The organism is Aerococcaceae bacterium zg-252 (genome assembly GCA_016237705.1).
GTDB classification, from domain to species: Bacteria; Bacillota; Bacilli; order Lactobacillales; family Aerococcaceae; genus Globicatella; species Globicatella yangjingiae.
Genome location: CP066204.1, coordinates 886,349 through 900,409 on the forward strand (window position 1 = coordinate 886,349; position 14,061 = coordinate 900,409).

At 36.4% G+C, this 14,061-nt stretch carries 8 protein-coding genes and 1 pseudogene; 8 read left to right on the forward strand and 1 reads right to left on the reverse strand.

The annotated features are described in order from the left end of the window. The first annotated feature begins 204 nt into the window (after nt 1–204). The 5 genes and pseudogenes from JDW14_04335 (at nt 205) to topA (ending at nt 5,451) form a co-directional block, all read left to right on the forward strand. Nucleotides 205–309: a hypothetical protein gene (locus tag JDW14_04335; GenBank protein ID QQD66332.1), complete on the forward strand. Its 105-nt coding sequence runs from the start codon at nt 205–207 to the stop codon at nt 307–309. A gap of 300 nt (nt 310–609) precedes the next feature. Beyond that, nucleotides 610–1,472, forward strand: a pseudogene (ylqF, locus tag JDW14_04340) (ribosome biogenesis GTPase YlqF). Continuing rightward, nucleotides 1,465–2,244: a ribonuclease HII gene (locus JDW14_04345; GenBank protein QQD66333.1), complete on the forward strand. Its 780-nt coding sequence runs from the start codon at nt 1,465–1,467 to the stop codon at nt 2,242–2,244. The pseudogene ylqF and the gene JDW14_04345 overlap by 8 nt, the downstream one beginning before the upstream one ends. Before the next feature lie 97 nt (nt 2,245–2,341). After that, on the forward strand, nt 2,342–3,238 hold the full coding sequence (dprA, locus tag JDW14_04350; GenBank protein ID QQD66334.1) for a DNA-protecting protein DprA: 897 nt from the start codon (nt 2,342–2,344) through the stop codon (nt 3,236–3,238). Between the two features lie 152 nt (nt 3,239–3,390). Continuing rightward, nucleotides 3,391–5,451 carry a type I DNA topoisomerase gene (gene topA, locus JDW14_04355; GenBank protein ID QQD66335.1) on the forward strand — a complete coding sequence of 687 codons (2,061 nt, stop codon included), beginning with the start codon at nt 3,391–3,393 and terminating at the stop codon, nt 5,449–5,451. A gap of 95 nt (nt 5,452–5,546) precedes the next feature. Here the strand turns inward: topA and JDW14_04360 are convergent, their stop codons facing one another. Beyond that, a complete protein-coding gene (locus tag JDW14_04360) occupies nt 5,547–6,668 on the reverse strand; it encodes a helix-turn-helix transcriptional regulator (protein QQD66336.1) in 1,122 nt (373 codons plus the stop codon). A 384-nt stretch (nt 6,669–7,052) separates the two neighbouring features. On the opposite strand from JDW14_04360, the gene JDW14_04365 reads away from it, so the two are divergent. The 3 genes from JDW14_04365 to glmS all read left to right on the forward strand — a co-directional run bounded on the left by JDW14_04365 (nt 7,053) and on the right by glmS (nt 14,054). Next, entirely contained in the window at nt 7,053–10,556 is a 3,504-nt protein-coding gene (locus tag JDW14_04365; GenBank protein QQD66337.1) for a pyruvate carboxylase, read from the forward strand. 166 nt (nt 10,557–10,722) lie between these two features. Beyond that, a complete protein-coding gene (locus JDW14_04370; protein ID QQD66498.1) occupies nt 10,723–11,841 on the forward strand; it encodes a CapA family protein in 1,119 nt (372 codons plus the stop codon). Between the two features lie 407 nt (nt 11,842–12,248). Next, a complete protein-coding gene (gene glmS / locus JDW14_04375; GenBank protein ID QQD66499.1) occupies nt 12,249–14,054 on the forward strand; it encodes a glutamine--fructose-6-phosphate transaminase (isomerizing) in 1,806 nt (601 codons plus the stop codon). The last annotated feature ends 7 nt before the right edge of the window (nt 14,055–14,061 follow it).

Genomic DNA, 14,061 nt, shown 5'->3' on the forward strand with positions numbered 1-14,061 from the left:
TAGGTGTCGGTGTGTTTTTATTTCTGTGGGTCAATTGTTATGGATAGAAAAAAATCACCTAGTGGGTTATAATTAAAGTGTAGAAAAGTAGTGGGGTGTTCTAAGTTATATTAGGCATCACAAAAGACGGTGGCTCCTTAATCTGAAAGGTGGTGATGCCTATGGGCAACACATCAAAATCTGACAGAAAGGAGGAGCATTTTTTTGACAGCTTTTGAAGTGGTAGAAGTTCTATTGATGTTTGGTAGTTTTATTATCAACTTGATAGGCTTGTGCTATAAAATCTTCAAAGATAATGCAAAAAAATAACCGTCTTACTTTTGGCGAGTAACGGTTATTTTTTATAACTAAAATGAGCCACCGTCTTAAACGGTTCTACAAAGGGGTTGAGTTGACGCTCAACTCCTTTATATTGTTATTATACCATATTATTGCTGTATTTCAACAAAGAGAAATCAAAAAATAACCGTCTTATTTTTGTACTAAAATGAGCTACTGCCTTAAAGAGTTGGCTCTTATATTTGAATTTATTCTATTATTAATTAAGCGTTGATAATGTTATGCTACATAATGAAAGAACTAATTTTTATACGAAAGGAATGATAATGAATGGCTACTATTCAATGGTTTCCAGGCCATATGGCTAAAGCGAGGAGAGAGGCGAGTGAAAAGTTAAATCTTGTAGACATTGTCATTGAATTGGTAGATGCTCGTATTCCTGAATCGAGCCGTAATCCAATGATTGACGAAATTGTTCAACAAAAGCCACGAATTATTGTCTTAAATAAGGCAGATTTAGCAGATAAACAGAAAACACAACAATGGGTTGAACACTATGAGGCACAAGGCTTTAAGTCATTAGCGATTGATGCACAACATAGTAAAGGCTTGAAACAGTTAGAAAAAGAGTGTCAAGCATTAATGGCACCTTATTTTGAAAAACAACAAGCTAAAGGAGTAAAGCCACGTGCGATTCGTTTAATGATTTTAGGGATTCCCAATGTGGGTAAATCAACATTAATTAATCGTTTTGTTGGTAAAAATCAAGCGATAACTGGGAATAAACCGGGTGTCACTAAAGCACAACGTTGGCTAAAAATTGGACGTAATTTTGAATTATTGGATACGCCAGGTATTTTATGGCCAAAGTTTGAAGACCCAGATGTAGTAAAAAATTAGCATTGACTGGCGCAATTAAAGACCAATTACTCCACATGGACGATTTAGCTCTCTATTTGATTGATTATTTGCGACAACAACAGGCAAATATTTTAATGGATAAGTTCGGCATAACAGAAGAGCAGATAGAAAATGAAACAGCCGTAAATCTTCTACTTGCGATAACTAAAAAAATGGGCTTAAAAGAAGATTTTGAAACAGCAAGTCAACGATTAATTCTTGATTTTAGACAACAAAAATTTGGTAATTTAACCTTGGATTTACCTTATGTTGCGGTGAGTGCTCATGAATAAATTATCCATTAATGAGATAAAAACAAAGTTGGCTCAAGTGACGCAAATAGATGATGAATTGTTTCAATTGTATCGGTTAGATGAACGCAAAGGGGTGCAGACAGCCGTTAAACAAGCTGAAAAACGAATTGTACAACTCGCCCAACAAAAACAGGAGCATTTAGCACGTCTTGAAATAGAAGATGCAGTCAGACAACAAGGATTCAAGTTGATAGCTGGTATTGATGAAGTCGGCAGGGGACCATTAGCTGGTCCGGTAGTAACAGCAGCTGTTATTTTACCAAAAAATTGTGATGCGTTGATTGGTGTTACAGACTCTAAACAATTATCACCAACTAAAAGACAATATTTTGTTGAATTAATTAAGTCGGTCGCCATAGCATACGCTATAACGGAAACATCTGTTGAAGCAATTGACCAGTATAATATTTATGAAGCGACTAGACAATCAATGCTAGAAAGTGTTGAATCATTAAAGATTCAGCCGGACTATTTATTAATTGATGCGATGAAAATCGATTCTGACTTGCCACAACAATCGTTGATAAAGGGCGACCAGCGTTCACTGACCATAGCAGCAGCAAGTATTTTGGCTAAGGAGTACCGAGATAATCGAATGATAGAGTATGCTGCACAATATCCTGAATTTGGTTTTGATAAACACATGGGGTATGGCACAGCACAACATTTAACGGCATTGGCTACGTATGGATATACTCCGATTCATCGGCAGTCATTTGCTCCAGTAAGAGAAACATTGAAGAAATATTAACATGATTTCCACCTTTTTCGTGTATTTATGAATAGAAGAAAGTTATTGTAAATGAGCTTTTCTTTCTATTATATAAGTATCGAAAGGTGGATTTTTTTTGAAACTATCAATGCGAGAACTCATCATTTATTTAAAATTAAAAGAAGTCAGTTATCAAGAGCAAGGTAGGGTGTTACGCTATTTAGTACATTATCACTTATGCCAAAATACTTGGGACGAGTACGAATATTTTCAGTTAAAACAAGAGATTAGCCAAGCATTAATTGCGTTGAATTTACCAGATTGGGATAGTGATTTATGTCAAAGTGCCAAACAATTAGCTATGCAGGCAATTGTTTTTGGTGATACTATTTATCCTAAACGTTGGTATCATATTCCCCAACCACCACTCGTAATATTTTATGAGGGAAATTTGTCTTTATTATCAAAATTTCCAGTATCAATCGTTGGAAGTCGTAAGATTACTTCGTATGGGAAAAAGGTGACGCAAGAACTGGTGGAGGCATTTACACGAGAGGGGTGGGTGAGTGTCTCAGGTATGGCAAAAGGGGTTGATGCTGTTGTGCATCAATCAGCAATGAATGGCGGAGTGCAGCAGTCTACAATTGCGATTATTGCTACGGGTTTAGACCGTTGTTATCCACGTGAGCATACCAATCTTCAATTACAATTGGGACAGCAACATCTTGTGTTGTCTGAATTTTTACCGAATAGTTCGGCTCTGAAACATCATTTTATTATGCGTAATCGTTTAGTTGCTGGTATTTCGTCAGCGATTTGTGTCATGCAAGCAGCTAGGAAAAGTGGCAGTCTGATTACAGCCAATTATGCCTTGCAATTTAACCGAGAAATTTATGCTTTGCCTGGACGCATTGATGATGTGCAGTCAGCTGGGTGCAATGACTTAATTATGGCTGGGGCTACGCCTATTTTATCAATTGAAGAAACAGTTCAGTCGATAAAAACATTGAAAAATGTACAAAATAGAGTATGAGTGATGAATGCAGCCCATTGTAACTAAAATAATATTTAATTTGACAATCATCAAAGTTTTCGCTACTATGGATAACGATTTAATAAAAGAGCAGAATATAAGGTTGTACACGAATAGTGTTTACAAAATGAATAAGAAAGGTAGGGACGATAATGTCTTATAAAAATTTAGTCATTGTCGAGTCACCGACTAAGGCAAAAACCATTGATCGTTATTTAGGAAAAAATTATAAGGTTGTAGCCAGTAAAGGTCATTTACGAGATTTGCCAAAAAGTAAAATGGGTGTGGATATTGAAAATAATTTTGAACCCCATTATATTAGCATTCGTGGTCGTGGTGATACGATTAAAGAATTACGGAAATTAGCTAAAAAAGCAGAACATGTCTATCTCGCAGCCGATCCGGATCGTGAGGGAGAAGCGATTGCATGGCATTTAAGTCACTTGTTAAATCTTGACATTAACGAGCCTAATCGTGTGGTATTCAATGAAATTACAAAAGATACAGTAAAAGAGGCATTTAAAACGCCAAGAATGATTGACCAAGATTTAGTCGATGCACAACAAGCACGTCGTATATTAGATCGTGTGGTAGGGTATTCGATTTCGCCATTGTTATGGAAAAAAATTAAGGGTGGTTTGAGTGCTGGACGTGTCCAATCAGCGACTTTAAAAATTATTATTGACCGAGAAAATGAAATTCGTCATTTTAAACCGGAAGAATATTGGACGATTCCGACTACCTTTAAAAAAGGGACAGCGAAATTTGAAGCTGAATTTTATGGTGTCGATAGTAAAAAAATGGAATTGGCGAATGAACAAGATGTGCAAGCCGTTATGAAACGTTTGGACGAGAAACAAGCGTTCACAGTGACCAATATTGAAGAAAAACCACGCAATCGTAAATCTGCACCACCATTTACGACCAGTACATTACAACAAGAAGCGTCGAATCGTTTAGGATTTAGAACGAGTAAAACGATGATGGTCGCACAACAATTGTATGAGGGTATTTCAATTGGTAGACAAACGGTTGGTTTAATTACCTATATGCGTACTGACTCAACTCGGATTTCACCGGTAGCACAAGCGTCAGCTATGGATTTTATTAAGGAAAATTATGGTGAAGCTTATTTAGGTAAAACACGCATTTCAAAAAATAGTGCTGGGGCACAAGATGCACATGAGGCGATTCGTCCATCCAACCCGTCAATGACACCGGATAGTATCAGCTATGCGTTGACGAAAGACCAGTTACGTTTGTACTCATTGATATGGGGACGTTTCATGGCAAGCCAAATGGCAGATGCTGTCTACGACACAATTCGTGCAGACATTGAACAGAATGGCGTACAATTTCGTGCGAATGGTTCACGAATTAAGTTTGACGGTTATTTAAAAGTGTATCCAACGAAAAATAATAAGGATAATTATTTACCGGAATTAGCAATCGGAGATGCAGTCCAATCGGTTAAAATGGAACCGTCGCAACATTTCACGCAACCACCAGCACGCTATAATGAAGCGAGTTTGATTAAGACGCTTGAAGAAAAAGGTATTGGACGTCCGTCAACCTATTCTCCTACGGTTGAAACATTGCGTAAACGTTATTATGTCAAAATGGTAGCGAAACGTTTTGAACCGACAGAATTAGGCGAAATTGTGAATGATGTGATGTCAGAATTTTTCCCACAAATTGTGGATTCTGATTTTACGGCAGGAATGGAAGAAGAACTTGATTCAATTGAAGACGGAAAGCAAGAATGGGTAAGAGTGTTGAATAATTTTTATTCACATTTTGAAACTGATTTACAAAAAGCTGAATCAACGATTGAAAAAATAGAAATTAAAGATGAACCAGCAGGATATGATTGTGAAGTTTGTGGAAATTCTATGGTTGTTAAAATTGGACGCTTTGGTAAGTTCCATGCGTGTAGTAATTTCCCAGATTGTCGACATACTGAAGCTATCGTGAAAAAGATTGACGTGACTTGTCCTTTATGTCAACAAGGTCAATTAATTGAGCGTCAATCGAAGAAAAATCGTACATTTTATGGTTGCGACCGTTATCCTGAATGTGAATTTGTTTCGTGGGATAAGCCGATTGCTCGACCATGTCCGAAATGTAATCATTATATGACGGAAAAGACGACACGTAAAGGAAAAGAAATTAAATGTAGTCATTGTGATTACCAAGAATTAACCAAAGCATAAAATAATACACTGACAAGTAAGGGGAATTGGAGTTCCTGTGCTTGTCAGTGTATTTTGTTATTACGGTTTACATGGATAGCCACGATGTCTATGTACTACAATCGTTTCGCATATCCTTTGGCATATTCAGACGGGCTTACATTGTAGGTATTGCTAAAGGCTCGTGAAAAATATTGTAGTGAGCCATAACCGAGTTGTGTAGCTATTTCCGTTATTGATAAATTAGATTCTCGAATCAATTGCCGGCTTTTTTCAAGTCGTAACTGATTGATATAAATTTTTGGTGTGACGTGTTGATATTTGTTAAATAAATGTTGGAGTGTTGAACGTGATATATTAAACTGTTGGACTAAATCGCTAACTTTTAAGGTGGTAATATCGCTTGAATGAATGAAATCAATAATTTTAGCAAATAATTCATCTTCATATTTTTCTTGCATGGAAGTTGTTTGCTCACTAGCCGGCTCAATTAAACGTTGATTTAGGGCAATTAATAGACTATGAACATGAAGTGATAAATAATCTGCTTGTAATGGGGCAGTAAAATCTTGATGCATTAAATCTAAAAGTGGGGCTATCAGTGTGCTGATATCAAGTATCGTATTCACTAGTCGCTTGTCAATACCAGTCGCATTAAAACGAATTGTATGTACCAGACATTTTTCACTCGCATCATATAAGCGTTGATAGGTTGTATTTGGTGCAATGAGAATGGCTTGACCTTTTGTTAAAGTTGCTTGGTTAATGGTTAACTGTCCACTTTCTACGAATAGTAATTCATAATGAGCTTGCGCTTTCACTTCTATTTGATGAAATTCTTGAAATTGATAGGATACTGCCGTCAATAGTTCCTGGACTTGGATTTTGACTGTATGTTGCGTCACATGAATATCATTTTCTATTGTAATGAGTTGTGGTTCTTGTGGTGTTTTGGTTGAAAGTTGAACTAAAACATCATCGGATAAGCTGAGAATATTAAAGGTTGTATTTGGTGCTAAAATATACTCGCCGTCTAATAAATATTGTTGATTTTCCCTAAATACTAAAAGTGCTAGTCCTGATAAAGGCGATACTTTTACAGCCGTTTCAAATTGAAATAATGTATGTGTATGGTTGGCAGTAATTTTAATTTGGCGATGATGAATAAAATCTTTTAACTGAACATTTTTGAGAAAGAAATTGGTAGCATGATTAAATTGTTGATTCGCTTGAAACATCATAGACGCTCCTTTCTATATGGATTATTATATATCAAAGCAAGGGTTATTGCATTAAAAAAGGTTTATCTCTTCCTAAAAAAGATAACATGGGGTAATTGATAATGATTGAAATGTGTGGTGCAAATAATTATTAATAAATGACCGATAGAGATAATGAAAATAGTAAAGTCAGTATTACCGAAAAATTAGAAAAAATTTTTTCAAACATTAGAAAAATCAGTTATTATTTTTAATGTTGTGCTATAATGTAGTCAGAGTTTAGCGAGATAAGTGTCTTTTTAATTATAAAAGTATTAAAGTAAGGGTGACGAATTTCTACTACTTTAATTGTTTTGCACTCTATTAACTATTAATTCATTGAAAAATGGAGGAGTGATCCGTTTGAATAAAATCAATAAAGTATTAATCGCCAACCGTGGTGAAATTGCAATCCGTATTGGACGTGCATGTAAAGAACTTGGTATTGATACGGTTAGTATTTATTCTAAAGAAGATATTGGTACATTGCACCGACAAAAGGCAGATGAGTCATATTTAATTGGTGAAGATTTAGGGCCGATTGATGCCTATTTAGATATTGAGGGTATTATTAATTTAGCCAAAGAAAAACAAGTCGATGCGATTCACCCAGGGTATGGTTTTTTAAGTGAAAATGAGCAATTTGCTCGTCGTTGTCAAGAAGAGGGTATTATTTTTATTGGGCCGCAACTGCGTCATCTTGAAATGTTCGGTAATAAAACACGTGCAAGAGAAACGGCGATTAGTGCTGGTTTACCTGTAATTCCAGGTACTGACGGAACATTGGAATCTTTTGCTGAAGCGAAAGCATTTGCTGAAACTGCGGGTTATCCATTGATGATGAAAGCTGTCAGTGGTGGTGGCGGTAAAGGGATGCGTATTGTCACGAATGAGAGTGAATTAGAAGAGGCATATGAACGTGTGAAATCAGAGGCTAAATCATCTTTTGGTGATGACCGACTTTATGCTGAAAAATACGTCGCAAACCCTAAGCATATTGAAGTACAAATTTTAGGTGACCAGTACGGTAATGTCGTGCATTTATTTGAACGTGATTGCTCGATTCAACGTCGTCATCAAAAAGTAGTAGAAGTAGCACCGTCTTTTGGTTTGTCAGCTGAAATGCGTAAAAAACTAACCGATGCGTCACTACAATTGATGCAATATGTTGGCTATGTCAATGCCGGAACGGTTGAATTTTTAGTTGCTGGTGATGAATTTTATTTTATTGAAGTCAACCCACGTGTTCAAGTGGAACATACGATTACTGAATTGGTAACAGGAATTGATATTGTTAAATCACAAATTCAAATTGCTGACGGCGAAAGTTTATTTGGAGATGCAATTGATTTACCACCACAAGAAGAAATTGCGACTCGTGGGTATGCGATTCAATGCCGTATTACAACCGAAGACCCATTGAATGATTTTGCACCAGATTCTGGTTCAATTATCAGTTATCAGTCACCAGGTGGGGCAGGTATCCGTCTTGATGCTGGAGATGCTTTTGCTGGAGCAATGGTGACACCGTATTACGATTCTCTATTAGTTAAGATTTCATCGTATTCGTTTAATAAACGTGGTGCGATTGATAAAATGGCTCGTGCCCTTGATGAAATTAAAATTAATGGCTTAAAAACGAATATTCGCTTTTTACAAAATATTATTGCGAATGATACTTTTGCTGCTGGTAATTATGATACTGGTTTTATTGCAGATAATCCAAGTTTATTTAACTTTGTACCGCCACGTGACCGAGGAAATAAATTATTGCGTTATATTGCAAATGTGACAGTTAATGGTTTTCCTGGTATTGGTAAAGTCGATAAACCTATCTTTGATAAACGTGAGATTCCAGCGATTGAGGGTGTACGTCAAGGGATTCACCCAGCAAGTTTTAATAAACGCAGTAAGCGTCGTTTACAACGTAAACCAATCTTAGACGGTGAATTGACGTTTAAACACTTATTAGATACAAAAGGGCCGAAAGCAGTGGCTGATGCCGTATTGGCTGAAAAAGATGTACTGGTGACCGATACGACATTGCGTGATGCACATCAATCTGTTTTGACAACACGTTTGAGAACGACTGATATGTTACACGTTGCCCCTTATATGAATGCAACATTGCGTGATAGCTTCTCATTAGAAATGTGGGGTGGTGCAACTTTTGACGTGGCATATAATTTTTTGAAAGAAAGCCCATGGGAGAGATTGCAAGAATTGCGTCGCTTAATTCCAGATATTCCATTCCAAATGTTGTTACGTGCAGCCAATGCTGTAGGATATAAAAATTATCCAGATAATGTGGTCGAACGTTTTATCGCTGAGAGTGCGAAACAAGGAATTGATGTGTTTCGTATTTTTGATTCACTCAATTGGTTAGAAGCAATGAAAAAACCGATTGATGCTGCCTTGCAAACAGGAAAATTAGTTGAAGGTACTATTTGTTATACTGGTGATATTTTAAATCCGAAGCGTTCATCGCTCTATACATTAGATTATTATGTCAAACTGGCAAAAGAAATTGAGGCACTCGGTGTGCATACATTAGCAATTAAGGATATGGCAGGTTTATTAAAACCAGAGGCAGCATTCCAACTTGTATCAGCTCTGAAAGCTGAATTGTCAATACCGATTCATTTGCATACGCATGATACGGCAGCAAATGGTATTATGGTGTATTCACGTGCCATTGATGCCGGTGTAGACATTATTGATACTGCTAACCCTGCATTAAGTGGACAAAATTCTCAACCGAATGCCAATTCATTATTCTTTGCTCGTCAAGGAACAAATCGTCAAGTGAAAATTGATGTTGAAGCGAATGATACTTTAGCAGAATATTGGAAAATGACACGTCAATATTACAAACCATTTGAAAGTGATTTAACAACAGCATGGACGGCGGTATATGATTTTGAAATGCCGGGTGGTCAATATTCGAATTTAAAATTACAGGCTGAGTCTTTAGGATTAGGTGACCGTTTCGAAGAAGTGTGTCAAATGTATCGCCGAGTGAATCTATTATTCGGTGATATTATCAAAGTGACACCGTCTTCTAAAGTGGTAGGAGATATGGCACTTTTTATGGTGCAAAATGATTTAGATGAAGACAGTGTAATTGAACGTGGTGACCGTTTAGATTTCCCAGATTCTGTTATTGCTTTCTTCAAAGGTGAAATTGGTCAACCAGCAGGTGGTTGGAATCATGCACTACAAAAGGTTGTACTAAAAGGTGAGCAGCCATTATCTGTTCGTGCCGGTGAAATGATGTCACCATATGATTTTGAGGCAGAGGCAAAACGTTTATCAGAACGATTGTTTATTGACATTGATGAAACGATTTTATTAAGTGCAGCACTTTATCCGAAAGTTCATCAAGATTTCATTGATTTTGTTGATGATTATGGAACAGTTAGTGTATTAGAAACACCAACTTTCTTCTATGGTATGAAGTCGCATGAAACGATTTCTGTTGAAATTGAACCAGGTAAAACGATGAATATCGAATTAACATCGATTGGGTCGCTTAAACCGAATGGTTTACGCACTATTTATTTCAACTTAAACGGAATGTCACAAAAAATTGAAATTCGTGATTTAAGTGCCAAAGTTTCAGCAGATGTGCGTCCTATGGCTGACCGCAGTAATGAGAACCATATTGCAGCACAAATGCCAGGTACAGTCTTTAGTATCAAAGTAAAAGAGGGTGACTCGGTCAAAGAGGGACAAATTTTACTGGTGACGGAAGCAATGAAAATGGAAACTACCATTCAAGCACCAAAAGACGGAGTGGTCAAAACAGTATATGTTAAAAAACAAGATGCTATTAAGACCGGAGAATTACTGGTTGAGTTACAGTAATAACATAGTGTGACAATGAACCACTGGAAGAAGTCACTGACGTGCAAGTAACGCACAGAAGAGACTTCTGAAGTGGACGTCAGGCCAAATTGTGTGAGTTAGAATAAAGGAGGAAGAGAGTATGAAAAGAAATTATTTACAAAAAGTAATTGGGTTAGTGGCATCTATGTTTTTACTGACAGCATGTCAAAATGCAGCGACACCAACTGAAACCACCACAACGAGCGAAAGCGAAACTGTAATGGAAACAACAGTTGCTCCAGAAAATGAAAATACAGCGACTGCAGCAACGACAGGACGTAGTATTACTATTCGTTCGATTGGCGATATTTTAATTCATGATTTCTTATATAATGATGCAGCAACAGGTACAGGTTATAATTTTGACCATATGTTTGCACCGGTAAAATCTTATATTGAAAATGCTGATTTAACAACAGCGAATTTAGAAGTTATTGCTGCTGGGGATACTTTACCAGTGTCGAATTATCCAGCATTTAATGCACCGTCAGAAATTATTGATGCCTTACAAGCAATTGGTGTTGATATTGTCAATAATGCTACTAATCACACAATGGATTGGGGAGCTGAGGGAGCATTAGGTTCAATTGCTGCCTTGAAAGAACGTGGCATGCCGTATGTTGGGAGTTATGAAAGTTGGCAAGATTATAATACACCACGCATATTGGATATTAATGGTATTAAAGTAGGGTTTTTAGCTTATAGTTATGGAGCGAATGGAAATCCTATTCCGGAAGACCAATCTTATTTATTGACTTTAATTGATACTGAATTAATGGCTTTAGAAGTTGAAGCGTTAAAAGAGCAAGTAGATTTGTCGATTGTCATGGTTCACAATGGAGAAGAATATGAATCATTACCTTCAGAATCACAAATTAATGTGAATAATGTGGTGCGTGATGCTGGAGCCAACTTTATTTTAGGTGGGCATCCACACGTATTGCAACCATTTATTGTCTATAATAAGCATCAAGCTGCATTGTTCTCACATGGTAACTTCTTGTCTGGACAGATTGATGATTCCAACAAATTAGGTGGAATTTCTGAATATACCTTTACGGAAGTAAACGGACAATTTGAAATTTCAAAAATTCGTTTTATGCCGACATTTACAATCGGTGTACCTGGTGGCAGCTATCAAGTCGTACCATTAGCTGATTGGCAACAATATGGTATCGCAGGTGGTGGCGAGTATTTTGCGAATACAGTTGCTTTAATGCGTCGTTACACGAATTTAGTAGAAGTGGTTGATTATTTAGATTAATGTAAATAGTCTAGCGATAACTCAGTGTTTTTGATTAAACAGGAGTTATCGCTTTTTTTATAATGATGAACAGTAAATATAGTGATGAATGGGTGTGAAATTTGACAAAGAATTATAATTGATTTATAGTAATAGGTGCTTTTAGAAAATTGTCTAAACAAGGAGGATAGTCAGAAAATTAATGGATAGCGCAAGGTCTTAGTATAAAATAAAACTAAGATGACGAGGAATGAGTTTGTCGATAATCAGCGGATAACTCAAGGCAGTGCAGTCTAAAGATAGTGATAAAAACCTTATGTGAGTAAGTAACAAAGTCGCTATCACGCACCTAAAAGCTCGAGGCAAAAGTATCGCAGTAGTTGTACTTTTGTATTCAAATTTTATGAAATAAAGGAGCTATGAATAATATGTGTGGAGTAGTAGGATTTATCGGTAAAGGGAATGTACAAAAAGAATTAATTACAGGTTTAGAAAAATTAGAATACCGAGGTTATGATTCAGCCGGTATTTTTGTAATGAATCAAGAAGAGAAAAGCTTATTTAAAGAAGTAGGACGTATTGCTAAATTAAAAGAAGTAGTGGATTTTGACAAAAAAGCAAGTATTGGGGTAGGTCACACTCGTTGGGCAACACATGGGCCTGCAACGCAATATAATGCACATCCACACGTCTCTTCAACAGGTCGTTTTGTATTGGTTCATAATGGAGTTATTGAAAATTATGCTGAGATTAAAGCACAATATTTATCAGCGATTGAATTTAAGTCTGATACGGATACGGAAGTAGCTGTTAATTTAGTGGAATATTTTGCCTTAAAGGAAAACTTAGCAGCTAAAGATGCTTTTAAACGTGCTTTATCTGTCATTGAGGGGTCTTATGCTTTTGGTTTAATTGACAGTGAAAATCCAGATGTTTTATATGCTGCGAAAAACAAGAGTCCATTATTAATTGGTTTAGCAGATGAATTTAATGTGATTTGTTCTGATGCAATGGCAGCGATTCATTTAACCAATCAATATTTAGAGATTAAAGATAAAGAATTAGTGACTTTAACTGCTAATGAAGTTGTTATCGAAACATATAATGGTGATGTAGTTGAACGTGCTGCCTTTGTTGCTGAGCTAGATGCCAGTGACTTAGAAAAAGGTGCGTATCCATTTTATATGATTAAAGAAATTGATGAGCAACCAACAGTGATTCGTCGATTATTACAAGAATATGGCAATGGTGCCGATGAATTTGTGATTGATGATGCGTTACTAGAAGCTGTTGCGAACGCAGACCGTTTGCATGTTGTAGCATGTGGTACGAGTTATCATGCTGGATTTGTTGGTAAAACATTATTTGAAAAATTGGTGGGAATTCCGGTTGAATTACACTTAGCGAGTGAATTTGCGTATGATTTACCAATTTTTAGTGAGCGTCCATTATTTATTTTCTTAACACAATCAGGTGAAACAGCTGATAGCCGTCAAGCTTTAGTGAAAGTGAATGAGTTAGGTTATCCGTCATTAACGATTACGAATGTCAAAGGTTCTACTTTATCACGTGAAGCAACCTATACATTATTATTGCATGCTGGGCCAGAAATTGCGGTTGCATCAACAAAGGCTTATACGGCACAAATCGCTGTAATGGCAATTTTAGCAGAGGCATTACGTCATAAATTAAATCGTCCAGAACGCTTTAATATGATGCACGAATTAAGTAAGATTGCGACAGTAATGGAGTCAATTTTAGCTGAGAAAGATTTAATTGAGCAATGGGTTAATGATAATTTAATGGAAACTCGTAATGCCTTTTATATCGGACGTTTAGCTGATTACTATGTGGCTATGGAAGCAGCTTTAAAATTAAAAGAAATTTCGTATATTCAAACCGAAGCCTTTGCTGCTGGAGAATTAAAACATGGAACGATTGCTTTAATTGAAGAGGGAACACCAGTCATTGCTTTAATTAGTGATGCGTCAGTGGCATCTCATACTCGTGGTAATGTCGAAGAAGTAAAAGCTCGTGGAGCAAAAGCAATGGTCATTAGTACAAAAGATAATGCGAATGAAGAAGATTTATTAGTATTGCCAAAATTAGAAACTTTATTATCTCCATTAGCAACCGTAGTAGTGACACAATTAATTGCCTATTACACAGCCTTAGGACGTGGTTTAGACGTTGATAAACCACGTAACTTAGCAAAATCAGTAACAGTAGAGTAATAACATT

Coding starts and splice junctions, on each gene's coding strand:
- JDW14_04345 (QQD66333.1), top strand. CDS start 1,465: ATGAATAAATTATCCATTAATGAGATAAAAACAAAGTTGGCTCAAGTG.
- topA (QQD66335.1), top strand. CDS start 3,391: ATGTCTTATAAAAATTTAGTCATTGTCGAGTCACCGACTAAGGCAAAA.
- JDW14_04360 (QQD66336.1), bottom strand. CDS start 6,668: ATGTTTCAAGCGAATCAACAATTTAATCATGCTACCAATTTCTTTCTC.
- JDW14_04370 (QQD66498.1), top strand. CDS start 10,723: ATGTTTTTACTGACAGCATGTCAAAATGCAGCGACACCAACTGAAACC.
- glmS (QQD66499.1), top strand. CDS start 12,249: ATGTGTGGAGTAGTAGGATTTATCGGTAAAGGGAATGTACAAAAAGAA.